The sequence below is a fragment of the Microbacterium sp. NPDC057407 genome (assembly GCF_042803895.1).
Lineage (GTDB): Bacteria > Actinomycetota > Actinomycetes > Actinomycetales > Microbacteriaceae > Microbacterium.
On sequence record NZ_JBHVCA010000006.1, the window covers coordinates 115,245 to 138,818 of the forward strand.

The window sequence follows — 23,574 nt, forward strand, 5'->3', positions numbered from 1 at the left end:
CCTACCGGCGGTAGACCTGCACCACCGAGGGACGCGGCGCGTTCGGCACGTCGCCCGGCCCGGCCGACCCGTAGTCGGGGAACAGCGAGGTCGGTGCGGCGACCGTCCCGCCTTCGCCGGGGTGCTGCACGGCGACGAACACCAGACCCTCGCGGTCGTGGATCACCGGCCCGCAGGTCTCAGCCTCTCGCGGCACCGACAGGAACTGCTGGACGTGCCCGCGCTCGGGCCCCTCGAGAGGCACGAGGAAGAGGCCGTCGTTGTAGCCGATGGTGCTCGGGGCGCCGTCGGTCGAGATCCAGAGGTTGCCCTTCGAGTCGAACGCGACGTTGTCGGGGCACGAGATCGGTGACACGAGCTCCTTCGGGAAGCCGGCGAAGTACGAGTTCGCGAACACCGCGGGGTCACCGCAGAGGAGGAGGATGCTCCATCCGAAGGTGGTGCCGCCCTGCCCGGCGGTCTCGGTCAGCTCGATGACGTGCCCGTAGCGGTTGCCCGTGACGGGGTTGGCCTCGTCGACGGTGGCGGCCGAGCGCGAGGAGTTGTTCGTCAGCGCGAGGTAGACCTTGCCCGTCTTGGGGTTCGGCTCGACGTCCTCGGGGCGGTCCATCTTTGTCGCACCCACGGCGTCCGCGGCGAGCCGCGTGTGGACGAGCACCTCCTCGACGGTGAAACCGGGGACGGCGCTCTTGCCGTTGAGGGTCAGCGGGATCCAGCTGCCCGAGCCGTCGAACCGGCCGTCGGAGGGGAGCGCCGCGGTGCCGGTGATCTCGCCGGCCGGCGAGTCGCCCGAGAACTTCGCGACGTAGAGGTCGCCCTCGCTCAGGAGCGTGAGGTTCTTCTTGCGCGAACCCGACATGCGGTGCTTCGAGACGAACTTGTACAGGTAGTCGTTGCGCTCGTCGTCGCCCATGTACGCCACGACCCGGCCGTCCTTGGCCACGATGACGTTGGCGCCCTCGTGCTTGAAACGGCCCATGGCGGTGTGCTTGCGGGGCGTCGACGTCGGGTCCTGCGGGTCGATCTCGACGATGTACCCGAAGCGGTTCGGCTCGTTGACGTACCCGGGGTCGTGCGCGTTGAACCGGGGGTCGTAGGCTTCCCAACCCGTCGAGGTCGAGGTCGACGCGGTCGACTGGTAGCGCTTCTGGGCGGGGGTGTCGGCCGCCCAGGCGAAGTAGCCGTTGAAGTTCTCCTCGCCCGAGAGGATCGTCCCCCACGGGGTGGTCCCGCCGGCGCAGTTGCCGAGCGTGCCGCGCACCCAGCGACCTTCCGGGTCGCCGGCGGTCTTCACGAGGTCGCTCCCGGCAGCGGGGCCGGTCAGCTCGAAGACCGTCTCGACGGTGATGCGGCGGTTGCGCTTGCCCCCGACCACGTACGACCAGGGCTCGCCGGTGCGCCGGCGCCGGATCTCGACGACGGACATGCCCTGCGCCGCCTTGTAGATGTCGCCGCGGCGGCGCAGTTCGGCGGGATCGGTCGTGGGGGCGAACATGAGGTTCGGGTTGACGTACTCGTGGTTGTTCACGAGCACGCCGGTCTTGCCGCTCGGGTCGGCGACGATGTCGAGGTAGTCGCTGTTGTAGCCGAACTGGAGCGCCTGCGCCTGCGGCGATTGGGCCGCGAAGTCGAAGGCGGGCGCGCCGCGGAACAGCGGGTCGCCCCAGCGGATGATCGGCTCCCACACGTACCCGTCGGGCACGGTGAACTGGTCGACGGATGCCGCGACCGGTGCGATCGGCGTGAAAGGCAGGCTGCTGCGGGCCGGGCGGCCGAAGGCGGCACCGGCGCCGCCGATTCCCGCCGCGGACGGGCTCGACACGGGAGACGCTCCCCCGCCGGCCGTGACGGCGACGGAGACGGCGGCCGCGGCGCCGAGACCGAGCAGGGCGCGGCGCGAGAGCGCGGTGCGGGCCACTTCCTGGAACGTCTCGTTGTGCGAGGTGTTGCACTCCGGGTTCGTGCAGGCGTTCGCGCACTTGAGCTGGCACGTCACCGACAGCCGCTTGCCTCGGGCGTGGTCTGCGAACGGCAGCGATCGGCGGTGATCCTGGGTGATGCTCACGGCGTTTCCTCCTGACTCGGCGACGTCGCCAGCCTCGTGCGCGCGGGAGACATCGGCGAGAAGCGAAGGTGAACGACAGCGGGCCACCCGATGAGAACGGCCTCATTCGCGAGCGGTGGTAGGCCGCGGCATCCGTCCTGTCAATGGCTTGTCGCGGCGCCGGTGCCGGAGGAGCGTCGGGGCATGGCAGAGACGACACCGAACGAGGTGACCGGAACCGAGGCGATCCAGCGCGTGCGCGAACTCGTCGAGGACATCGACTTCACGATGCTGACGACGCGCGACGCCGCGGGCAACCTCGTGAGCCGGCCGATGAGCACGCGGCAGATGGACGACGCGGGCAACATCTGGTTCTTCACGCTCGAGCACACGAAGAAGGTCGAAGAGGCCGAGACCGATCCCGAGCACGACGTGGGGCTGTCGTACCTGGACGCGAAGGACCACCGGTACGTATCGGTCGCCGGCCGCGCCGCCGTCGTCCACGACCGGGCGAAGATGGCGGAGCTCTACTCCCCCGACCTCGACATCTGGTTCGAGAACGGCCTCGACACCCCCGACATCGCTCTGCTTCGGGTGACGCCGGTCGAGTGCGAGTTCTGGGAGCCCGCGCACGGCAAGCTCGTGACCGCCGCCGGCATGCTGAAGGCGCTGGTGACGAAGGACACGCCCGACGACACCATGCGCCACGGCCGAGTCAGCTGCTGACCCGGGCCGCCCCCGTTATCAGCGGGACGTGAGGGCAGCGACCGCCTCGGCCACCGGAACCACGGTCCGGTCGCCGGTGCGGCGGTCCCACAGCTCGACCTGCCCGTCGGCGGCGCCGCGGCCGACGATCAGGATCCGCGGCACCCCGACGAGCTCGGCGTCGCCGAACTTGACACCCGGCGAGACCTTCGCGCGGTCGTCGTAGAGCACGTCGAGACCGGATGCCTCGAGCTCGGCCGACACCTTCTCGGCGAGGTCGAACGCCACGGCGTCCTTCCCCGTCGCCACGACGTGGACGTCGAACGGCGCGACGGAGGCGGGCCACACCAGGCCGCGGTCGTCGTTGTTGAGCTCGGCGAGGATCGCGAGGATGCGCGTCACGCCGATACCGTACGAGCCCATGGTGACCGTGACGAGCTTGCCGTTCTCGTCGAGCACCTTCAGCCCCAGCGTCTCGGCGAAGAAGCGGCCGAGTTGGAACACGTGCCCGATCTCCATGCCGCGGGCGAGTTCAACCGGGCCGGAGCCGTCGGGCGCCGGGTCGCCGGCGCGCACGTCGGCCACCTCCACGAACCCGTCGCCGGTGAAGTCGCGGCCGGCGACGAGGGTGTGGACGTGCTTCTGGTCGATGTTCGCGCCTGTCACCCAGGAGGTGCCGTCCACGACGCGGGGATCGAGCAGGTAGCGGATGCCGGTCGCCGACTCCTCTCCGAGCACCGGTCCGGTCTCGGACCACGGGCCGATGTAGCCCTTCACGAGCAGCGGGTTGTTCTCGAAGTCCTGCTCGGTCGCCGGCTCGACCGCGGCGGGCGCGAAGGCGACCTCGACGCGCTTGTCGTCGACCTCGCGGTCGCCGGGGATGCCGACGATGACCAGCTCGCGCGTGCCGTCGAGGTGGGTGAGCGCGAGCACGACGTTCTTCAGCGTGTGAGCCGCCGTCCACGCGGTGACGTCGTGGGTGGCGGGACCGGCGATGCCGGGCGCCGGGGCCTCGAGGTGCGCGTTGGCGTGGTCGACGAGGGTCTGGATGGTGGGCGTGTCCGGCGAGTCGAAGATCACCGGCTCACCGAGGCCGTCGAACGGAAGCGCGTCGGGGACGGTCGTGGTGTACGCCTCGACGTTGGCCGCGTAGCCGCCGGCCGAGCGGACGAACGTGTCTTCTCCGACGGCGATCGGGTGCAGGAACTCCTCGGAGCGCGCGCCGCCCATCAGGCCGTTGTCGGCCGCGACGATGACGTACTCGAGGCCCAGACGCTGGAAGATGCGCTCGTACGCGTCGCGCTGCGCCTGGTACGAGGCATCCTGGCCCTCGTCGGTGTAGTCGAACGAGTATGCGTCCTTCATGGTGAACTCGCGGCCGCGCAGGAGCCCGGCGCGCGGACGCGCCTCGTCGCGGTACTTGTCCTGGATCTGGTAGATCGACAGCGGCAGATCCTTGTACGACGAATAGAGGTCTTTGACGAGGAGCGTGAACATCTCTTCGTGCGTGGGCGCGAGCAGGTAGTCGGCGCCCTTGCGGTCGTGCAGGCGGAAGATGCCGTCGCCGTACGACGTCCACCGGCCCGACTGCTCGTACGGCTCGCGGGGCAGCAGCGCCGGGAAGTGCACCTCGTACGCGCCGGCGTTCGCCATCTCCTCGCGGATGATGCCCTCGATCTTCGCCTTGACCTTCAGGCCCAGTGGCAGCCATGTGAAGATGCCGGGCGCGGCGCGGCGGATGTAGCCGGCGCGCACGAGCAGCCGGTGGCTCGTGACCTCGGCATCGGCCGGGTCTTCGCGGAGGGTGCGGAGGAAGAAGTGCGACAGACGGGTGACCACGAGGGTCAAGTCTAGGCCGGGCGGATGCCGCGACCCGATCGGCCGGTCCGAACGGAGGCCCGCTTGCGATATATTGCATATCGATTGTAGGCAAGGAGACCCGATGAAGCTCGACCAGTTCCCCCGCTACCCGCTGACCTTCGGGCCGAGCCCGCTCCAGCACCTGAAGCGCCTGAGCCAGCATCTCGGCGGCGCCCGGGTCTGGGCGAAGCGCGAGGACGTCTCCAGCGGCCTCGCGTACGGCGGGAACAAGATCCGCAAGCTGGAGTACATCGTCCCCGACGTCATCGCCTCCGGCGCGGATACCCTCGTCTCCATCGGCGGATACCAGTCCAACCACACCCGTCAGGTCGCCGCCGTGGCCGCCCACCTGGGGCTGAAGGCGCGGCTGGTGCAGGAGAAGTGGGTGCCCTGGGACGACCCCGTCAACGACAAGGTCGGCAACATCCTCCTCTCACGCATGATGGGCGCCGACTCGCGGCTCGACGACTCCGGTTTCGACATCGGCATCCGCGATTCATGGAAGAGCGCGCTCGCCGAGGTCGAGGCATCCGGCGGCACGCCCTACCCCATCCCCGCCGGCGCGTCCGAGCACCCGCTGGGCGGTCTCGGATTCGCCAACTGGGCCTTCGAGGTGGCCGAGCAGGAGAAGCAGCTCGGCGTGTTCTTCGACACGATCATCGTCTGCACGGTCACCGGCTCGACCCACGCCGGAATGGTCGCGGGGTTCGCGGCGCTCGAAGAGCTCACCGGGGTCCGGCGCCAGGTGCTCGGAATCGACGCGTCGGCGACGCTCGCGAAGACCCGCGATCAGGTGGCGAGGATCGCCCGTCACACCGCCGAGCTCATCGAGCTCGGCCGCGACCTGCGCGACGACGAGATGCAGGTGCTCGACGGGTGGGCGGGTGAGCTGTACGGAATCCCGGTCGACTCGACGATGCAGGCGATGGCGTTGGGCGCTCAGTTGGAGGCCATGATCACCGACCCCGTGTACGAGGGCAAATCGCTGGCGGGGCTCATCGACCTCGTGAGCTCGGGAGAGATCCCGCGCGACTCCACGGTGCTCTTCGCCCACCTCGGAGGCCAGCCCGCGATCAACGCGTACCACGCGCTCTGGAGCTGACCCGCGCCTCGCGAGACACACGGGCGATGCGCTACCGCGGGTCAGCGTCCTCGCAGGGCACCGACAAGGGACCCGAGGAAGCCCTTATGCTCCTCCTCGCTGATGCCGACGGGAACGCCGACCAGGTTGGGCCCGACGGCGGCGACGAGGAGGGAGTTCCCCCCCTCCAGCGCATCGAGGCCGGGAGCGTGGACGGCGGCGTCCGCACCCGGCACATCGAACGGCTCGCTGAGGGCCACGGCGGCGGCCTGCGGGAAGTCGGGCGCCCCGCCCGGCCAGAGCGCGAACGACGTCGAACTCAGGTGACCGTCGGATCCGTCGTCGACGGCCGTGCACCACAGGAAGAGTCCGTGATGGCTGGTGACGCGCGCCGGAGCGCTGCCTTGCCCGAAGCGCCCATCGAGCCGCGACGTCGGCGTGAGGACACCCGCCGACACCAAGTACTGCACCACGTCGGCGCAATCGGCGAACGACCACCAGTCCGCCGTTCGGGTGGCAGCGTAGGGAGGCGGGAACTGCGCAGCGCGCTCGGCGACGGTCGCCGCCGCTGCGTCGGCGATCGCCGTGACCTCGCCGAGCTGCTCCGCTCCCGTCGTCGAGATCGTGCCGGCTCTCACCCAGACCCACAGCCCGTCATCTGTCCGCTCCGTCGCGCACTGCACCAGGTAGGCGACCGTGCAGCCCGACGTCCCGGCGCCTCCCGCGACGGGCGCAGCGGAGTCGGTCGGATAGACCGAGACCATGAGCTCCCCACCCATGTAGGACTCCGTGGATCCCCACCAGCACTCCACTCCCCCCAGCCGACCGTCAGCGTCCGGAGACCACCTCGCGCGTAGCGGAGCCATGGCGACGCCCAGCAGCTCGCTCACCTCGGCGTCGGTGAAGACCGCGGTGCAGTCGCCCTCGAAGGCCGCGACCCCCTCAGGATCGAGCGTCGGCGTCGGACTCGGCGTGGGTGTCGCAACGTTTCGCGAGGGCGTGGGAGACGACGTGACGGACCCGGCGTCGGGAGCGGCGGAAGTGCAACCCGCGAGGAGCGAAGCGGCGAGGATCACAGCTGCAGAGCGGAGGACGAGGCGACGCACCCGTCGAATCTACTTCCGTGCGGCTCACCGCCCCCACCGCGGAGACGTCGATCCGGTAACGCTTTTCCTAGACCCGTGAGACGCGGGCCGCGTCAGCTCGTGACGACCTGCGCGGTGCCGAGCGGGGCGTTCGGCCCCATCTCGTCGGCGATGCGGTTCGCCTCCTCGATGAGGGTGGCGACGATCTCGGACTCGGGCACCGTCTTGATGACCTGGCCCTTCACGAAGATCTGACCCTTCCCGTTGCCCGAGGCCACGCCAAGGTCGGCTTCGCGGGCCTCGCCCGGGCCGTTCACGACGCATCCCATCACGGCGACGCGGAGCGGCACCGTCATGTCCTTCAGTCCCTCGGTGACGTTGTCGGCGAGCGTGTAGACGTCGACCTGCGCGCGCCCGCAGGACGGGCACGAGACGATCTCGAGCTTGCGCTCGCGGAGGTTGAGGGACTGCAGGATCTGGTGGCCGACCTTGACCTCTTCGGCGGGCGGCGCCGACAGCGAGACCCGGATGGTGTCGCCGATGCCCTCGCCGAGCAGGATGCCGAAGGCCGTCGCGCTCTTGATCGTCCCCTGGAACGCCGGCCCCGCCTCGGTGACGCCGAGGTGCAGCGGCCAGTCGCCGCGCGCGGCGAGCAGCCGGTAGGCCTGCACCATCACGACCGGGTCGTTGTGCTTGACCGAGATCTTGAAGTCGTGGAAGTCGTGCTCCTCGAACAGCGAAGCCTCCCAGACCGCGCTCTCGCAGAGCGCCTCCGGCGTCGCCTTGCCGTACTTCTCGAGCAGCCGCTTGTCGAGCGACCCCGCGTTCACTCCGATGCGCAGCGACACCCCGGCCGCCTTCGCCGCGGCGGCGATCTCGCCGACCTTGTCGTCGAACTGACGGATGTTGCCGGGGTTGACGCGCACCGCGGCGCAGCCGGCGTCGATCGCCTGGAAGACGTACTTCGGCTGGAAGTGGATGTCGGCGATGACGGGGATCTGGCTCTTCTTGGCGATGATGTGGAGCACGTCGGCGTCGTCCTGCGACGGGACGGCGACGCGCACGATCTCGCAGCCGGACGCGGTGAGCTCGGCGATCTGCTGGAGCGTCGCGTTGATGTTCGTCGTCGGCGTCGTGGTCATCGACTGCACGCTGACGGGGGCGTCACCGCCCACCAGCACCTTGCCGACCTTGATCTGGCGGCTCTTGCGGCGAGGGGCGAGCGTTACGGGGACCTTGGGCATCCCGATGTTCACGGCTGGCACGCCACCAGCCTAGACGCGCCGGATGCCGTGGGGCTGGCCGTGGGCTGAACGGATGCTGCGCTGCGGCGTCCGGCGGCGCGTCGGTGTATCTTCGCCGCCATGACGGTGAATCATCTCTTCACCCGCATGACCGGGCGCGACCCGCAGGAGGCTCACCGGTCGGCGACGCCGCTGGAGCTGCTGTTCGACCTCGTCTTCGTGGTCGCCTTCAGCCAGGTGGGCACCCAGATGGCGCACTACCTCGAGCTCGGCCACACCGACACGGCCCTGATGGGGTGGTGGTTCGCGACGTTCGCGACGGCCTGGGCGTGGATCAACTACGCGTGGCTCGCCTCGGCGTACGACACCGACGACGTGTACTTCCGCATCGCGACGATGGTGATCATGATCGGGGTACTGATCGTGGCGCTGGGGGTGCCGGACACCTTCCACTCGATCGACGAGGGCCTCATCCTCGACAACACCGTCGTGGTGGCGGGGTACGTCATCATGCGGATCGCCACGATCGCCCTGTGGCTGCGGGTCGCGCGCGACGATCCGCACCGGCGACGCACCGCCCTCGCGTACGCGGGCAACATCGCGATCGCGCAGGTGGGGTGGATCGCGCTGATCTTCCTCAGCCTCCCCATCAGCACGACCTTCACCATCTCGTTGATCCTGGTGCTCTTCGAGCTCGCCGGGCCGGTCTTCGCCGAACTGCGGTTCGGACGCACGCCGTGGCATCCGCATCACATCGCCGAACGCTACGGGCTGCTGCTGATCATCACGCTCGGCGAGGTCATCCTCGGCACGATTCTCGCGATCTCGGCGGTGGTCGAGGACCAGGGATGGACGTTCGAGACCGCGGTCGTCGCGTTCGGCGGGGTCGCTCTGGCGTTCGGGATGTGGTGGATGTACTTCGCGATCCCATGGGGCATGGTGCTCAAGGCGCACCGGGATCGCGCGTGGGGATGGGGCTACCTGCAGATCCTCATGTTCGGATCGGTGGTCGCCGTCGGAGCGGGGCTGCACGTGGCGGCCTACGTGATCTCGCACGAGGCCCACGTCGACGCGGTGTTCGCCGCGCTCACGATCGCCATTCCCGTGCTCGCGTTCGAGACGCTCCTGTTCGTGCTGTACTCGCTGCTGCTCCTGCAGGTCGATGTCTTCCATGTGTGGCTGTATCTCGGCGTGATCGCCGTCCTCGCCGTGGCGGTGGGCGCGGTCGCCCTGGGTGCGTCGCTCGGGCTCGGCATCCTGCTCATCGCCCTGTCCCCCGTCGTCGTGGTCGTCGGGTACGAGACGGTCGGGTGGCGGCACGGTCAGGAGATGCTCGCCCGCGCGACCGCTGCCGAGTGAGCGCCCTCGACGGGATGCCTCGGCCCACCCTGTGGTAGGTTCGGCGCATGTCCGCGCGTCTCACCTGGTGGCTCACCGCATAGGCGGTGGGTTCGCGCGACCTCAGACCGCCTTCGGGGCGGTCTTCTTCTTCGTAGGGCTGACCGCCCCCACGACGAAAGACCGATCATGACCGGGCCCGCCCATCCCTCCCTCCTCGACCTGGCTGCGCGCGGCGTCCCGTTCGCCGTCATCGCCCGCGAGCCGTCGACCGTCGAGATCCTCACCGGCGACGTCGTCGACGTGGAGCTTCTCGCCGACATCCCGCTGCGCGATCCCGATGGGACGCCCCGCGAGGTCCTCGCGCTCGTCCCGTTCCGACAGGTGCGCGAGCGCGGCTTCGAATGCCACGACGACGGCGCCCCGCTGCGGTGCCTCGTCGTACGCGAGCACGCCACCGTCCCGCGCGACGGCCTGCTGGCCGGCCTCCCGACCGACGCGGTGCCGCTCACCGATGCGGGCTTCGACATCGGCGACGAGGAGTACGCCGACATCGTCCGCACGGTGATCGCCGACGAGATCGGCCGGGGCGAGGGCGCGAACTTCGTGATCCGCCGAGACTTCACCGCGGCGGTGGCGACGGATGCCGCGACCGCGGCCCTCACGTGGTTCCGCGCTCTCCTCGAGCACGAGCGAGGCGCGTACTGGACGTTCGCGATCGTCACACCCGGTCATGTCGCCGTGGGTGCGAGCCCCGAGGCGCACGTGAGCGCACGGGACGGGTTCGTGACCATGAACCCGATCTCGGGGACTTTCCGCCACCCCGCCGGCGGCGCCACCGCCGAGACGCTCACCGACTTCCTCGAGTCGACGAAGGAGACCGAGGAGCTCTTCATGGTGGTGGACGAGGAGCTGAAGATGATGAGCGCCGTCTGCTCGGACGGCGGTCGGATCACCGGCCCGCACCTGAAGGAGATGTCGCGGCTCACCCACACCGAGTACGTGCTGCGGGGCCGCAGCCGCCTCGACCCCCGCGACATCCTTCGCGAGACGATGTTCGCCCCGACGGTCACCGGTTCTCCGATGCAGAACGCCTGCACGGTGATCACCCGCCACGAGCGGACGCCTCGCGGGTACTACTCCGGCGTCGCGGCGCTCTTCACGCCGCGCGGAGCCGGCGTCCTCGCCGACGGGGGGCCGTCCCACGACCTGGACGCCCCGATCCTGATCCGGACGGCCTACCTCGAGGACGGCCGCCTGCGCGTGCCGGTGGGCGCGACGCTCGTGCGCCACTCCGACCCCTACGGCGAGGTCGGCGAGACGCACGGCAAGGCGGCGGGTGTGCTGGGAGCGATCGGTGCGATCGCCCGCGAGATCGCGACCGCGCAGCCCGACGCGATCGACGAGGACGCGCCGGCCCCGGCGCCGCGCCCCCTGGCCGAGGATCCGCAGATCGCCGCGCTCCTGGCCTCGCGCAACGCCCGGCTGGCGTCGTTCTGGCTGGAGCCGCAAGGCGACGGCGGTGGCCCCTTCGAAGGTCGCGGGGCGCTGGTGGTCGACGCCGAAGACCGCTTCACGACGATGCTCGCCCACCAGCTGCGCCACCTCGGGCTGGCGGCACGGATCGTTCCGTGGCACGAGGTCCGCGACGACGAGATCGACGCGGCCGAGCTCGTGGTGTGCGGGCCAGGACCGGGCGACCCCCGCGACCCGGCGAGCGCCCGCATGCGCCGCATGCGCGAGATCGTCGCACGCCGTCGCGCCTCGGGACGCCCGCTCCTCGCGGTCTGCCTGAGCCACCAGATCCTCGCCGACTCGCTGGGGATCGATCTCGCTCCGCTCGCGAGCCCGCACCAGGGCCTGCAGAAGACGGTGGACGTGTTCGGCGTCCCGGCGTCGATCGGGTTCTACAACACCTTCACCGCGCGTGTGCCGGTCGGGACCCTGTACGCGGGGGTCGCCGAGGCCGCGGTCGAGGCATCCACCGGCGACGTCTACGCACTGCGCGGCCCGGGCTTCGCATCGGTGCAGGGGCACCTCGAGTCGATCCTGTCCCGCGACGGCATGACGACGCTCGAACGACTGGTCGCGCACGCGCTGCAGCCGTATCCGGAAGGCGCGCACGCCTGACGCGCTCGAGGGCTGCTCACCGCTCCAGGCGCTCGGCGAGCAGACGCCGCTCGGCCTCGTTGGCGGTGAGCTCGAGCGCCGTGAGGTCGGCGGCGAGCGCCTCGTCGTCGCGGCCGAGCTCGCGCAGCAGGGCCGCGCGCACCGCGTGCCAGAGGTGCGACCTGTCGAGGGTGCCGGCGAGCGCATCGACCTCCTCGAGCGCGGCGGCCGGTCCCGCCACGCGCGCGAGCGCGACCGCACGGTTGAGCCGCACGACCGCCGAGCGATCGTAGGCGAGCAGCATGTCGTAGAGCGTGAGCACCTGTAGCCAGTCGGTGGCGGAGGCGTTGGGCGCATCGGCGTGGCAGGCGGCGATCGCCGCGTGAAGCTGCCACCGGCCCGGCCGGCGCAGGCGCGCCGCCCGCTCGAGCACCGTTCGCGCCTCCGCCAGCAGGGCCGGATCCCATCGGGTGCGGTCCTGGTCGCCGAGCAGCACGAGCGCGCCGTCGACCGCCCGGGCGGCCTCACGCGCACGGTGGAACGCCAGCAGCGCGAGCAGTCCCAGCGCCTCCGGCTCGCGCGGGAGCGCGTCGGCGATGACTCGCGCCAGCCACAGCGCGTCGTCGGCGAGGTCGCGGTCGGCCGATGCATCGCCGCCGGCGACGAGGTGCGCCTCGCTGTACATCACCGAGACGATCGTCAGCACGATGTCGAGGCGCTCGGCGCGCTCGGCGCCTTCGGGGATGCGCAGGGGGATGCCCGCCCGGCCGATCTTGCGCTTGGCCCGCACGATCCGCTGCCCGACCGCCGACTCGGCACTGAAGGTCGCCCGCGCGATCTGGGCGGTCGTGAGTCCGCAGACCGCGCGCAGGGTGAGCGCGAGCTGGGCGTCGGGCGAGAGCGCCGGGTGGCAGCATCCGAAGAGCAGCGGCAGCCGTTCATCCGCGTCGGGGGCCACGCCGTCGACCTCCGCCGGCCCGGGGCCGTCGCCCACGAGGAGCGGGAGCCGCTCCCGCATCCCGCGGTCGCGTCGCAGCAGATCGAGCGCGTTGTGCCGAGCCGCCTGGAGCAGCCACGCGCCGGGCTTCGGCGGCACGCCCCGCACCCGCCACGACCGCAGCGCCTCCTCGACCGCCTGGGCGACGGCCTCCTCGGCGAGGTCGAGACTCCCGAACGAGCGGGTCAGCGTCGCGACGAGCTTGCCGGACTCGTCGCGCACCGTCCGGGAGAGGAGGACGTCGGATGCCGCGGCCCCGCCTGCCGGGTCGCGCGGGGCCCCGGCATCCGTCCCGCTCATTCGAACTGGCTGTAGTCGGTCACCATCGGCCGCACCTCGACGGAGGTGCCCGGCAGCTCGAGCATGGGCCAGGTCCGCGCGAGCGCGAGCGCCGCATCGAGGTCGGGCACGTCGATCACCGAGAAGCCCCCGACCGCTTCGCGCGCCTCGGTGAAGGGGCCGTCGACGACGACCGGGCCCTCGGCGCCGTGGCGGACGGTCGTGGCCGTCGTGACGGGCTGGAGTTCGGCGCCGCCGTCGCTGATGTCGGCGGAGTGCTCCTCGAACCACTCGTAGACCCGGCCGTAGACCTCTTGCGCCCGCTCGGGCGGAACCGCGGCGTCGAGTTCGGGGGTCGAGGTGAACATGATCACGTACTTCACGGTCGTGTCCTTTCGTCAGTGGAACCGTTTCATCTCCACAGCGACCGGACAAGGCCGTTTTCGACACGTCCGCGAAAATCAGGGACCGAAGATCGAGAGCGGGTTGACGATGTCGGTGAGGATCAGCGTCGCGCCCATGGCGATGAGGGCGACGACCACGACGAAGGTGACCGGCACGAGCTTGGTCGCGTCGACCGGCTTCGGCGGCGGCCGGCGGAACAGCTTCGCCCACGCCCGCTTGATGCCCTCCCACAGGGCGACGGCGATGTGACCGCCGTCGAGCGGCAGCAGCGGGATGAGGTTGAACACGAACAGCGCGATATTGAGCGACGCCAGCAGCGACAGGAGTCCAGAGATCCGGTTGACGACCGGCGTGTCCGCCGCGGCCACCTCGCCGGCGATGAGACCGGCGCCGACGATGCTCAGCGGTCCGTCGGGGTCGCGCTCCTCACCGGTGAAGAGCGTCGCGCCCGCCTCCCACACCTTCACCGGCAGCTGCCAGATGATCCCGGCCACGGCACCGACGTTCTCGACGGCCGTCTGCGGGCCCGCCCAGATCGGCTGGCGGACGTACTCGACCTCCTGGCGGATGCCGGCGATGCCGACCTCGCGGGTCTGGGGTTCGCCATCGGCGCCGACGACGGCACGCCCGCGTTCGTCGGTCACCGCCTGCTCCACGGCGACCGGCGTCAGGCTCACGGTGCGGGGCTCGCCGTCGCGCTCGACGGTGAGGTCGATCGACTCGCCGGGCGAGGCCTGGATCAGGGCGGCCGCGTCGGCGAAGGTGTCGATGGTCTGCCCGTCGACGGCCACGATGACGTCACCCGGCTCGATGCCGGCCGCAGCGGCCGGCGCGGCGGGGTCGGATGCCTCGCACGCGGTGCGGTCCTCGCTCGTGGGAATGATGCACTCGCTCACCGCGGCGACCGTCGTGCTCGCCGTCTGCACGCCGATCCCCGACAGGAGCACCGCGAACAGGACGACCGCGAACAGCAGGTTCATGACCGGCCCGCCGAGCATGATCACGACGCGCTTCCACACGGGGAGCCGGTAGAAGACGCGGTCGTCGTCCGCGCCGTGCAGGGTCTCGTCGTTGGCCGCGCGGGCGTCCTGGACCATGGTCGCGAAGAAGCCCCCACCGGCCCTGCCCGCTTGCCCGCGCGCAGAGGCGGCCGCGAGCTCCTTGGGCGAGGGCGGGTACATGCCCGCCATGGAGATGTAGCCGCCGAGGGGGATGGCCTTCACGCCGTATTCGGTCTCGCCGATCCGGCGCGACCACAGCGTGGGGCCGAAGCCGATCATGTACTGGCCGACCCGCACGCCGAACCTCTTGGCCGGCCACAGATGACCGAGCTCGTGGAGGGCGATCGAGACGGCGAGCCCCACCACCAGCAGGACGACGCCGATCACGAACGCGAGTGCTTCCACATGCTCACCGTACCCGCGTCGTGCTCTGAGTTGGCCGTGACCGCCGGGCACGTCGCCTAGGCTCGACCGGGTGACCCCTCGCCAGCTCCGCACGCTTCGCGGGGCCGCGGCGGCGTGGGTCGCGACCGTGGTGGCGGCGACGTCGCACACGCTCGCCGGCGGAGGAGCACCCGCGCCCGCGCTGGTCGGCGTGATCGGCGTGCTGGCGTCGCCGGTCGGCATCGCCCTGGTCGGCCGCCGGCTCTCGGCGTGGCGGGTCGGGGCGGCGGCGGTGACCGCGCAGCTCCTCTTCCACGTCGCCTTCGCGCTCACCGCGGGGGTCGACCCGGCCGCGTCCGCCGGTCACGCGCATCACGGAGCGCCGGCGGTCCTCACCGGTTCCGCGCACCTCTCGCTGGACGCCCCGATGGTCGTCGCCCACGTCGTCGCCGCGGCCGCGACGGTGGTCGGGCTGTTCGGCGGGGAGCGGATGCTGCGTGCCCTGGGCCGCGGCATCCGGACCCTTCTTCGGCGCACCGTCGTCAGCGTCTCGCGGCCGCTGACGGCTCGTCAGGTCTCGGCGCCCGCCGTCGCCGACGCGCCGGCGCTGCGCGCCTTCCTCTCGGTCCTCTCGCGCCGGGGCCCGCCGGCGCGCGTCGACGCGGTCGCCTGACCGCGGCATCCGCCGGCACGCGCTTCGGGCGTGTGCCGCTGCTTCGTGCACCCTTCGACGAAAGAGAAACCATGACCACCTCCCTCCGTTCCGCTCGCGCCCGCCGCACCGCCCTGATCGGCGGTGCTGCCGGCGTCACCCTGGCTCTCGCCGCCCCGCTCGCGGCGTCCGCTCATGTCCACGTGGATCCCGGCGCGGTCGCGGCCGGCACCACCTCGACCCTGACCTTCGCGTTCTCCCACGGCTGCGACGGCTCGCCCACGACCGCGCTCGTCATCGACATCCCCGAGGGGATCGGGAACGTCACCCCGCTCGTGCAGGGCGGCTGGACCGTCAGCCGCGAGACCGGCGACGACGGCATCCCGACGCGGGTGACCTACACCGCCGAGACGCCGGTCGAGGACCACCTGAAGGCGACCGTCGCGATGGACGTGCTGTTCGACGAGTCCGCGGCCGGGAGCTCGATCGCCTTCCCGGTGGTCCAGACGTGTGTCGACGGCGAGATCGGCTGGACGCAGGTCGCCGAGGCCGGCCAGTCCGCCGACGACCTGGAGTCCCCCGCGCCGGTCGTCGCGGTCGGGGCGGTCGGCGACGAGTCCGGGGGTCACGGGCACGCCACAGAAGCGGCACCCGCCCACTCCGACGACGACGCCGCCGACAGCGGCGGCGAGGCGGCCGGAGCCGCCGACGCCGGCGCGGGTGCGGGGGGCGACCCGGTCGCCCGGTGGCTGGCGGCCGGCGGGCTGGCGGCCGGCATCGCGGCCCTCGCGGTCGTGCTCGTGAGGGGGCGCGCCCGCAAGAGCTGAGCCCGCGTCGAACGGGCGTGGGGGTTCGGAGGGCACCGGATGAGAGGATGGATCCGCCATGCCGACCGAAGCGCCTTCGAACCTCCCGCCCGTCCTGCGACCGGACGCCCCGCCCGTCCACCGTCTCGTCGACCTCGCCGACACGTTCGGCATCGGGGTACGCGGCGATGTGTCGCAGGCCTCCCTCTCGGGCCTCACCCTCGCCACCGCCGACCTCCGGCCGGGTGACGTCTTCGTCGCCGTCCGCGGCGTGAACCGGCACGGCGCCGAGTTCGCCGGCGCGGCGGCCGAGAAGGGCGCGGTCGCGGTCGTCACCGACGAGGCCGGCGCCGATCTGGCCGAGGCGAGCGGACTCCCGGTCATCCTCGTCGACGACCCCCGCGGCATCCTGGGCGAACTCTCCGCCTGGGTGTATCGCACCGGTCGCGACGACGACCTCCCGCTCCTGTTCGGCACGACCGGCACCAACGGCAAGACGAGCGTCTCGCACCTGCTCGAGGGCATCCTGGGCCAGCTCGGCGCGACGACGGGCCTGTCGTCGACGGCCGAGCGTCACATCGCCGGCCAGATCGTGGTGTCGCGGCTGACCACCCCCGAGGCGTACGAGATGCACGCGCTGCTCGCGCTCATGCGGGAACGCGGCGTCGAGGCGGTCGCCGTCGAGGTCAGCGCCCAGGCCCTCAGCCGCCGCCGCGTGGACGGCATCGTCTTCGACGTCGCGGGGTTCACGAACCTCACCCACGACCACCTCGACGACTACGCCGACATGCGCGAGTACTTCGAGGCGAAGCTTCCCCTCTTCCTCCCCGACCGCTCTCGCCGGGCCGTGGTCTGCGTCGATTCGGAGCAGGGCGCCGAGGTCGTGGCGCGCAGCCAGGTGCCGACCGTCACCGTGGGCACGCCCGCCCTCGCGTCGGATCCGGATGCCTCGGCCGCCGCCGACTGGGTCGTCGAGATCCTCGACGAGCGTCCCGTGGGCACCCTGTTCCGGCTCACCGCGCGCGACGGCCGCACCCTGACGACCCTCGTCCCGGTGATCGGCCGCCACATGGCCGCCAACGCCGGACTCGCGATCGTGATGATCCTCGAGGGCGGGTACGCGTGGGACCGGCTCGTGGCCGCGCTCGACGGCGGACGGATCGAGGCGTACCTTCCCGGCCGCACTGAGCTCGTGTCCGGTGAGACGGGTCCGGCGGTGTACGTCGACTTCGGGCACTCCCCCGACGCCTTCGAGAAGACGCTCGCCGCGGTTCGGCGCGTGACCCCTGGGAAGGTGCTCATGCTGTTCGGGGCGGACGGCGACCGCGACGCCACGAAGCGCCACGACATGGGACGCACCGCGGTGGACGGCAGCGACATCCTCGTCATCACCGACCACCACCCGCGGCACGAAGACCCGGATTCCATCCGGGCGACGCTGCTCGAGGGCGCGCGGCGTGCCCGGCCCGATGCCGAGATCCTCGAGTTCTCGCCTCCCGAGCGCGCGATCATCGAGGCGGTCGCGCTCGTCGGCGAGGGCGACGCGATCCTCTGGGCCGGCCCGGGGCACCAGGACTACCGCGACATCCGCGGTGTGCGCACACCGTACTCCGCGCGCGAGCTGGCCCGCCGCGCCCTGCGAGCGGCCGGGTGGCCGGTGCCCGAGCCGCACTGGCCGGTGCCGTACCCGGACGACGAGACGCCCGCCTCGGATCCGCTCCGCCCCGCCTTCCCCGACGCGTAGCGATTCCGGCGCGTCGGCGGGTCGGGCGGTGAGCCCGGCGCGTCGGGCGGTGAGCCCGCGGCGCGCCCGCTTCAGCCCCGCGCGGCGATCGCCGCGTCCGCCTCCTGCCGCGCCCAGCGCTCGGCGTCGGCGAGCGAGGATCGGTCCAGCGTCGTCGGCGCCTCGTGCTCGTCCACCACGCGGTCGATGACGTCGAGGATGCCGAGGAAGCTCAGCCGCCCCTCGTGGAACGCGTCGACGGCCTGCTCGTTGGCCGCGTTGAAGACTGCCGGGAAGGTGCGACCCGCCCGGCCGACCTGCTTGGCCAGGCGGACGGCGGGGAACGCGTCCTCGTCGAGTGGTTCGAAGGTCCAGGATGCCGCGGCCGTCCAATCGAGCGGACGACCCACACCCGCCACCCGGTGCGGCCAGTCGAGCCCGAGCGAGATCGGAAGCCGCATGTCGGGCGGCGACGCCTGGGCGATCGTCGACCCGTCGGTGAACTCGACCATCGAGTGCACGATCGACTGCGGGTGGACGACGACGTCGATGTCGCCGTACGGCACATCGAACAGCAGGTGCGCCTCGATGACCTCGAGCCCCTTGTTGACCAGCGTCGCGGAGTTCGTCGTGACGACGCGGCCCATGTCCCACGTGGGGTGCGCGAGTGCCTCCGCGGGCGTCACGTCCTCGAGCGACGCGCGGCTGCGACCGCGGAAGGGACCCCCGGAGGCGGTGAGCACGAGCCGCCGCACCTCGGCGCGGTCTCCCGAGCGCAGTGCCTGGGCGATCGCGGAGTGCTCGGAGTCGACGGGCACGATCTGGCCGGGCCGCGCGAGCGCGGTGACGAGGTCGCCGCCGACGATCAGCGACTCCTTGTTGGCGAGCGCCAGCGTGCGCCCCGCCTCCAGCGCGGCGAGGGTCGGCCCGAGGCCCACCGATCCGGTGATGCCGTTGAGCACGACGTCGGCCTCGACATCCCGCACCAGCTGCTCGGCCTCGTCGGCGCCGAGGGCGACGTGCTCGACCCCGAACTCCGCCGCCTGAGCCTCGACCGCCGCGCGCTTCGAACCTGCCGACAGCCCGACGACCTCGAAGCGACGCGGGTTGGCCCGGATGACGTCGAGCGCTTGCGTCCCGATGGATCCGGTGGAGCCGAGGACGAGGACGCGACGCATCGCGCTAGCCTACCGGCGGGTCGCCGGCACCGGGTTACTGACCGGTCGACGCGCGCTGCACGCCCAGGATGTCGATGACGAACACCAGCGTCTCGCCGGTGAGGTCGCTCTCGTTGATCTCGCCTTCGCCGTAGCCGAACTCCGGCGGGATCACCACGAGCACCTGCGAGCCGACCGCCTGACCCTCCAGCGCCTGCTGGAAGCCCTGGACCACGCCGGTCGTCTCGAACTGGCTCGGTTCGCCGCGGCTCCAGCTGGAGTCGAACTCGGACCCGTCGGACCACTTGACGCCGCTGTACTGCACGAACACCGTGTCGCCCGACTCGACGGTGGCGCCGTCGCCCACCTTGAGCTCGGCGATCTCGACCTCGGTGGGCGGCTCCTCGTCGGGGATGGTGACACTCGGCTGGCCGTTGTCGGCCAGGGTGACCTCGGGCATGCCGGCGACGGGCTCCTGCTCCTCGCCGTCGGCGGTCGTCGGCAGCTGCTCGACCGACTCGGCGACGATGACGAGGTTCGACCCGCCCTCGCCGAGGAGCTCGCCGGGGATCGTGAACGCGGTCGACGACCCCAGCGGCGTGCACAGGACGGCGCTGCCGGCGAGGCCGCCGGCGTTGACGATGAACGGCACCAGGCCGCTGTCGTCGGCCGACAGCGTGGCGGTGTCGAGGACCACGTCGCCGCTGGACGGGTCGACCACGAGGTACTGGCCCGACACGAGCTGACCGACGGCGAGGTCGTCGCCATCGCCCTCGGACGTCACGGTGCGCTGCAGCTCGGCGAACTCGAGGTCGTCCGGCACCTCGGCCGTCAGCTCGGGCGCGTCGCCCGACACCGTCACGGCGTCGGAGTCGGCGCCGGACTGGGGGTCGAGCCCGCAGTCAGCCGCAGACGTCGAGGTCGGAGTGGCCGACGGCTCGGCGGAGCCGCCGGCGCAGCCCGCGAGGATCACGGCCGACAGGGCGGCGACGGACAGAGCGACGAGCGGGCGAATGCGCACAGTGGGACCTCGAGTCGATTGCGGGGACGCTCCATCCTTTCGCATCTTTCCTCTGTCTGGGCTGAGAACCCGTCATGCCCGCGCCGGCATGCACGCGGGGGTACCCTCGACGGGTGACCCCCGACCTGGTTCCCGAGCCGGAAGCCGCGGCCGCCAAAGCGCCCGCCCCGCAGCGGACCCGGATGGGGGCGACCTACTTCCTGGGCCGCTTCGTGCTGACCCCCCTCGCGCGAGGGCTGTACCGTCCGCACCTCGAGGGCCGTGAGCTCGTCCCGAAGACCGGGCCGGTGATCTTCGCGAGCAACCACCTGTCGTTCATCGACTCGATCGCCATCCCCGTGGCGGCTCCTCGGCCCGTGCACTTCCTCGCGAAGGCCAGCTACTTCGACGGGCCCGGCATGAAGGGCTGGGCGTCGCGCGAGTTCTTCACGGCGATCGGCGCCATCCCGGTCCAGCGCGGCGCCGGGCAGGCCGCGCTCGACGCGCTCGACCAGCAGCGGATGCTCCTCGAGCAGGGCAGCGCGGTGGCGCTCTACCCGGAGGGCACACGGTCACTCGACGGCCGCCTCTACAAGGGGCGCACCGGCGTGGCGTTCCTCGCGCTCCAGACCGGCGCCCCCGTCGTGCCCGTGGGCCTCATCGGCACCGACAAGGTCATGCCGGTCGGCGCGAAGCGGCCCGCTCTGCGCCCGCGCGCGACCATCCGATTCGGCGCACCCCTGCACCTCGGGCACCACGGCCCGGCGACCTCAGGACGAGCGCGCCGCCTGGCCACCGACGACATCATGGCGGCGATCCACGCGCTGTCGGGCCAGGAGCTCGCGGGCGCCTACAACGAGGTGCCGGCTCACACGCCGATCGAGCGCATCAAGCAGGTGCTCCCCCACGAGCGCCGCTGACGGGCTCGGGCGTCGAGAACACCGGAGACACGCCGCGCGGCCGGGGATTCCAGTGGCGCCGGCCGGCGATTCTCCTCAGTTTTCGACATCTGGCTCAGCCGGCGACGACCACCGTCGGCTCGTGACGCACGGGGAAGTTGACCGAGTTCGCGATGAAGCACCAGTCGTGGGCCTGCGCGTGGGCGGCGGTCGCGGCATCCGTCATCGACGCATCGGCGACGGTCACCCGCGGGCGCAGGACCACCTCGCGGAAGGATCCGCCGCCGCGGCCGTCTTCGACGAGCACCCCGGAGGCGTCGTCCTCGTAGCCGACGACGACCACGCCGACCGTCACGCATGCGTGCAGGTACGACAGGAGGTGGCACTCGCTGAGCGCGGCGAGCAGGAGGTCCTCGGGGTTCCAGCGCGCCGGGTCGCCGCGGAAGGGCTTGTCGGACGAGGCCAGCAGGGCGGGCTTGCCGTCGATCTCGATCGTCGAGGAGCGGTCGTAGTCGCGGTAGCCCGACGTCCCCGTGCCGCGATCGCCGGTCCACGTGGTTCGGACGGAGTATCGATGCTCACCCCACATAGGCACAGTCTGTCATGCAGGGCGGGGTCGTCCCTTCGGTAGGCTGGCCGGGTGCCGCAGACCATCGCCGCAGCCGACGCCGTGGAGCTTGCCGTCGTCGAGCGCAGCGGGTTCGTGGAGTCCCGCCACTCGGGTATCGCGGTGGTCCTCGGCGCAGACGGCACCATCGTCGAGAGGCTGGGCGACCCCTCGGCGCTCGTCCTCCCCCGATCGAGCCTGAAGCCGCTTCAGGCTCTGGCGTGCCTCTCGGCCGGCGCGTCGCTCGACGGCGAGCGCCTGGGCCTGGCCACCGCGAGCCACTCCGGCACCGACCGGCACGTGGCGGTCGTCCGCGACATCCTCGCGGCGGCCGGCGCCGGCGAGGAGGATCTCGGCTGCCCTCCCGCGTGGCCCGGCGATGCGGGCACGCGCGACGAGATGGTGCGCGAGCGGTCCGAGCCGGCCCGCGTCCGCATGAACTGCTCCGGCAAGCACGCCGCGATGCTGCTGGCATGCGCCGCGAACGGCTGGAGCACCGCCGACTACCTCGAGCCGCAGCATCCGCTCCAGGTCCACATCCGCGAGGTCGTCGAGCGTCTGCTCGGCGAAAAGGTCTCGGCCACCGCGATCGACGGCTGCGGGGCACCGGTGTACGCGACCACCCTGTTCGGGCTCGCGCGGGCGATCCACCGGATCGGGACGGCGTCGTCGACCTCTCCGTTCGCCCTTCACCGCAGCGCCGGCACGCTCGTCCAGGCGGTCCGCGCCCACCCGTGGACGATCGACGGCCCCGGCCGGCCCGACACCGTGGCGATCGAGCGGCTGGGCGTCTTCGCCAAGGGCGGCGCCGAGGGCGTCATGGTGATGGTCGCGCCGAACGGCACCACGGTGGCCCTGAAGATGCTCGACGGCAGCAGCCGGGCCACGACGGCGGTGGCGCTGCGCCTCCTCGAGCGCGCGGGCGCGCTGGCTTCGGCGGATGTCGCGGCCACGATGCAGCAGCTTCCGCTGACGATCTCCGGCGGCGGGCAGGTTGTCGGGGCGATCCGCCCCGCTTTCTAGAGGCGCTCCCACGAGGGGCCGAGCGCTCCAACGGCGGAGCGGAAAGGAACGCACCATGAGGATCAGCGTCCCCACCGAGGTCAAGAACAACGAGTACCGTGTCGCTCTCACTCCCGCCGGCGTGCACGATCTCGTGGCGGCCGGCCACGAGGTGTTCGTGCAGCGCGGTGCCGGAGCCGGGTCGTCGATGCCCGACGCCGAGTACGACGCCGCAGGCGCCACGCTGCTCGACGACGCCGCAGAGGTGTGGGCGAAGGCCGAGCTGCTGCTGAAGGTCAAGGAGCCGATCGAGAGCGAGTACGGGTTCTTCCGCGACGACCTGGTGCTGTTCACCTACCTCCACCTCGCCGCCGACCGTCCGCTGACGGAGCGGCTCGTGGCGGACGGCGTGACCGCCATCGCCTACGAGACGGTGCAGGTCGCGGGCGGCGGTCTTCCGCTGCTCGCCCCCATGAGCGAGGTCGCCGGGCGCCTGGCGCCGGCGGTCGGCGCGGCGACGCTGATGCGGTCGGCGGGCGGTCTGGGTCTGCTGATGTCGGGGGTGCCGGGCACGCGGCCGGCGCGCGTCACGGTGATCGGCGGCGGGGTCGCGGGGGCGAACGCCGCGGTGATCGCTGTGGGACTCGGCGCCGATGTCACCGTCTTCGACACGAACGTGCAGCGGCTGCGCTACCTCGACGATCACTTCCAGGGCCGGATCAAGACGGCGGCGTCGAATCCGTTCGATCTCGACCGGGCGGTCGTCGACTCCGACCTCGTGATCGGGTCGGTGCTCATCCCGGGGGCGAAGGCGCCGAAGCTCGTGACGAACGAGATGGTGTCGCGCATGCGGCCGGGAAGCGTGCTGGTCGATATCGCGGTCGACCAGGGCGGATGCTTCGAGGACACCCGTCCGACGACCCACGCCGATCCCACGTTCCGGGTGCACGACAGCGTCTTCTACTGCGTCGCGAACATGCCCGGCGCGGTGCCGAACACGTCGACGTCGGCGCTCACCAACGCGACCCTCCCCTACGTGCGGCAGATCGCACGCCGCGGGTGGCGGGAGGCGCTGCGCAGCGACCCCGCTCTCGCGGCCGGCTTGAACGTGGTGGCGGGGACCGTCGTCAACGCGGGTGTCGCGACCGCGCACGACGTGCCGCTCGCGTCGCTCGAGTCGGCGCTGGCGTAGCGGG

Annotated in this window: 20 protein-coding genes; 10 read left to right on the forward strand and 10 right to left on the reverse strand. The window is 71.7% G+C overall.

From position 1 onward, the window contains the following. Position 1 precedes the first annotated feature (1 nt). Positions 2-2,065, reverse strand: coding sequence for a PhoX family protein (locus tag ACFUTX_RS14915; protein ID WP_378866307.1), 2,064 nt, complete (start codon positions 2,063-2,065; stop codon positions 2-4). Between the two features lie 183 nt (positions 2,066-2,248). Here ACFUTX_RS14915 and ACFUTX_RS14920 point away from each other — a divergent pair, with 183 nt between their 5' ends. Next, the gene (locus ACFUTX_RS14920; RefSeq protein ID WP_378866310.1) at positions 2,249-2,770 is read left to right on the forward strand and encodes a pyridoxamine 5'-phosphate oxidase family protein; all 522 of its coding nucleotides are present in this window, start codon (positions 2,249-2,251) and stop codon (positions 2,768-2,770) included. An 18-nt stretch (positions 2,771-2,788) separates the two neighbouring features. Here ACFUTX_RS14920 and ACFUTX_RS14925 read toward each other — a convergent pair whose 3' ends face one another. Continuing rightward, on the reverse strand, positions 2,789-4,588 hold the full coding sequence (locus ACFUTX_RS14925) for a proline--tRNA ligase (protein WP_378866313.1): 1,800 nt from the start codon (positions 4,586-4,588) through the stop codon (positions 2,789-2,791). Between the two features lie 103 nt (positions 4,589-4,691). Between ACFUTX_RS14925 and ACFUTX_RS14930 the strand changes: the two genes are divergently transcribed. Then, on the forward strand, positions 4,692-5,711 hold the full coding sequence (locus ACFUTX_RS14930; protein ID WP_378866316.1) for a 1-aminocyclopropane-1-carboxylate deaminase: 1,020 nt from the start codon (positions 4,692-4,694) through the stop codon (positions 5,709-5,711). A 41-nt stretch (positions 5,712-5,752) separates the two neighbouring features. Here the strand turns inward: ACFUTX_RS14930 and ACFUTX_RS14935 are convergent, their stop codons facing one another. Next, positions 5,753-6,796 carry a hypothetical protein gene (locus ACFUTX_RS14935; RefSeq protein WP_378866319.1) on the reverse strand — a complete coding sequence of 348 codons (1,044 nt, stop codon included), beginning with the start codon at positions 6,794-6,796 and terminating at the stop codon, positions 5,753-5,755. Positions 6,797-6,888: 92 nt separating this feature from the next. Continuing rightward, positions 6,889-8,019 carry a flavodoxin-dependent (E)-4-hydroxy-3-methylbut-2-enyl-diphosphate synthase gene (gene ispG, locus ACFUTX_RS14940; protein WP_378866473.1) on the reverse strand — a complete coding sequence of 377 codons (1,131 nt, stop codon included), beginning with the start codon at positions 8,017-8,019 and terminating at the stop codon, positions 6,889-6,891. Positions 8,020-8,139: 120 nt separating this feature from the next. Between ispG and ACFUTX_RS14945 the strand changes: the two genes are divergently transcribed. Both ACFUTX_RS14945 and ACFUTX_RS14950 read left to right on the forward strand, forming a co-directional pair. Then, complete coding sequence (locus ACFUTX_RS14945; RefSeq protein ID WP_378866322.1) at positions 8,140-9,378, forward strand: low temperature requirement protein A; 1,239 nt, start codon at positions 8,140-8,142, stop codon at positions 9,376-9,378. 168 nt (positions 9,379-9,546) lie between these two features. Continuing rightward, positions 9,547-11,487, forward strand: coding sequence for an anthranilate synthase family protein (locus ACFUTX_RS14950; protein ID WP_378866325.1), 1,941 nt, complete (start codon positions 9,547-9,549; stop codon positions 11,485-11,487). Positions 11,488-11,503: 16 nt separating this feature from the next. Here ACFUTX_RS14950 and ACFUTX_RS14955 read toward each other — a convergent pair whose 3' ends face one another. The 3 genes from ACFUTX_RS14955 to ACFUTX_RS14965 form a co-directional block, all read right to left on the reverse strand. Beyond that, on the reverse strand, positions 11,504-12,763 hold the full coding sequence (locus tag ACFUTX_RS14955) for an RNA polymerase sigma factor (RefSeq protein WP_378866328.1): 1,260 nt from the start codon (positions 12,761-12,763) through the stop codon (positions 11,504-11,506). Continuing rightward, positions 12,760-13,125, reverse strand: coding sequence for a YciI family protein (locus ACFUTX_RS14960; protein ID WP_378866331.1), 366 nt, complete (start codon positions 13,123-13,125; stop codon positions 12,760-12,762). The genes ACFUTX_RS14955 and ACFUTX_RS14960 overlap by 4 nt, the downstream gene beginning before the upstream one ends. 78 nt (positions 13,126-13,203) lie before the next feature. After that, positions 13,204-14,553 (reverse strand): M50 family metallopeptidase, encoded by a 1,350-nt coding sequence (locus ACFUTX_RS14965; RefSeq protein ID WP_378866334.1) that lies wholly within the window; start codon positions 14,551-14,553, stop codon positions 13,204-13,206. Between the two features lie 70 nt (positions 14,554-14,623). Here ACFUTX_RS14965 and ACFUTX_RS14970 point away from each other — a divergent pair, with 70 nt between their 5' ends. The 3 genes from ACFUTX_RS14970 to ACFUTX_RS14980 all read left to right on the forward strand — a co-directional run bounded on the left by ACFUTX_RS14970 (position 14,624) and on the right by ACFUTX_RS14980 (position 17,734). Then, positions 14,624-15,205, forward strand: a complete 582-nt coding sequence (locus tag ACFUTX_RS14970) for a hypothetical protein (RefSeq protein WP_378866337.1) — start codon at positions 14,624-14,626, stop codon at positions 15,203-15,205. Positions 15,206-15,276: 71 nt separating this feature from the next. Continuing rightward, positions 15,277-16,011, forward strand: coding sequence for a DUF1775 domain-containing protein (locus tag ACFUTX_RS14975; protein WP_378866340.1), 735 nt, complete (start codon positions 15,277-15,279; stop codon positions 16,009-16,011). 58 nt (positions 16,012-16,069) lie between these two features. Next, positions 16,070-17,734 (forward strand): Mur ligase family protein, encoded by a 1,665-nt coding sequence (locus ACFUTX_RS14980; RefSeq protein ID WP_378866343.1) that lies wholly within the window; start codon positions 16,070-16,072, stop codon positions 17,732-17,734. Positions 17,735-17,805: 71 nt separating this feature from the next. Here ACFUTX_RS14980 and dxr read toward each other — a convergent pair whose 3' ends face one another. Together dxr and ACFUTX_RS14990 are read right to left on the reverse strand one after the other, a co-directional pair. Next, positions 17,806-18,891 (reverse strand): 1-deoxy-D-xylulose-5-phosphate reductoisomerase, encoded by a 1,086-nt coding sequence (gene dxr, locus ACFUTX_RS14985; RefSeq protein WP_378866346.1) that lies wholly within the window; start codon positions 18,889-18,891, stop codon positions 17,806-17,808. A gap of 34 nt (positions 18,892-18,925) precedes the next feature. Then, complete coding sequence (locus tag ACFUTX_RS14990) at positions 18,926-19,891, reverse strand: FKBP-type peptidyl-prolyl cis-trans isomerase (protein ID WP_378866349.1); 966 nt, start codon at positions 19,889-19,891, stop codon at positions 18,926-18,928. 182 nt (positions 19,892-20,073) lie between these two features. Here ACFUTX_RS14990 and ACFUTX_RS14995 point away from each other — a divergent pair, with 182 nt between their 5' ends. Further along, positions 20,074-20,790: a lysophospholipid acyltransferase family protein gene (locus tag ACFUTX_RS14995; protein ID WP_378866476.1), complete on the forward strand. Its 717-nt coding sequence runs from the start codon at positions 20,074-20,076 to the stop codon at positions 20,788-20,790. Positions 20,791-20,884: 94 nt separating this feature from the next. On the opposite strand, the gene ACFUTX_RS15000 is transcribed toward ACFUTX_RS14995, so the two are convergent. Further along, positions 20,885-21,358: an OsmC family protein gene (locus tag ACFUTX_RS15000; RefSeq protein WP_378866352.1), complete on the reverse strand. Its 474-nt coding sequence runs from the start codon at positions 21,356-21,358 to the stop codon at positions 20,885-20,887. A 51-nt stretch (positions 21,359-21,409) separates the two neighbouring features. Between ACFUTX_RS15000 and ACFUTX_RS15005 the strand changes: the two genes are divergently transcribed. Together ACFUTX_RS15005 and ald are read left to right on the forward strand one after the other, a co-directional pair. Then, the gene (locus ACFUTX_RS15005; RefSeq protein ID WP_378866355.1) at positions 21,410-22,399 is read left to right on the forward strand and encodes an asparaginase; all 990 of its coding nucleotides are present in this window, start codon (positions 21,410-21,412) and stop codon (positions 22,397-22,399) included. 55 nt (positions 22,400-22,454) lie between these two features. Beyond that, on the forward strand, positions 22,455-23,570 hold the full coding sequence (ald, locus tag ACFUTX_RS15010; protein ID WP_378866357.1) for an alanine dehydrogenase: 1,116 nt from the start codon (positions 22,455-22,457) through the stop codon (positions 23,568-23,570). Positions 23,571-23,574 lie beyond the last annotated feature (4 nt).

What these genes read in the sequence shown, in the direction of transcription:
- ACFUTX_RS14920 (WP_378866310.1), top strand. Translation starts at nt 2,249, where the DNA reads ATGGCAGAGACGACACCGAACGAGGTGACCGGAACCGAGGCGATCCAG.
- ACFUTX_RS14930 (WP_378866316.1), top strand. Translation starts at nt 4,692, where the DNA reads ATGAAGCTCGACCAGTTCCCCCGCTACCCGCTGACCTTCGGGCCGAGC.
- ispG (WP_378866473.1), bottom strand. Translation starts at nt 8,019, where the DNA reads ATGCCCAAGGTCCCCGTAACGCTCGCCCCTCGCCGCAAGAGCCGCCAG.
- ACFUTX_RS14945 (WP_378866322.1), top strand. Translation starts at nt 8,140, where the DNA reads ATGACGGTGAATCATCTCTTCACCCGCATGACCGGGCGCGACCCGCAG.
- ACFUTX_RS14950 (WP_378866325.1), top strand. Translation starts at nt 9,547, where the DNA reads ATGACCGGGCCCGCCCATCCCTCCCTCCTCGACCTGGCTGCGCGCGGC.
- ACFUTX_RS14955 (WP_378866328.1), bottom strand. Translation starts at nt 12,763, where the DNA reads ATGAGCGGGACGGATGCCGGGGCCCCGCGCGACCCGGCAGGCGGGGCC.
- ACFUTX_RS14975 (WP_378866340.1), top strand. Translation starts at nt 15,277, where the DNA reads ATGACCACCTCCCTCCGTTCCGCTCGCGCCCGCCGCACCGCCCTGATC.
- ACFUTX_RS14980 (WP_378866343.1), top strand. Translation starts at nt 16,070, where the DNA reads ATGCCGACCGAAGCGCCTTCGAACCTCCCGCCCGTCCTGCGACCGGAC.
- dxr (WP_378866346.1), bottom strand. Translation starts at nt 18,891, where the DNA reads ATGCGTCGCGTCCTCGTCCTCGGCTCCACCGGATCCATCGGGACGCAA.
- ACFUTX_RS14995 (WP_378866476.1), top strand. Translation starts at nt 20,074, where the DNA reads ATGGGGGCGACCTACTTCCTGGGCCGCTTCGTGCTGACCCCCCTCGCG.
- ACFUTX_RS15000 (WP_378866352.1), bottom strand. Translation starts at nt 21,358, where the DNA reads ATGTGGGGTGAGCATCGATACTCCGTCCGAACCACGTGGACCGGCGAT.
- ald (WP_378866357.1), top strand. Translation starts at nt 22,455, where the DNA reads ATGAGGATCAGCGTCCCCACCGAGGTCAAGAACAACGAGTACCGTGTC.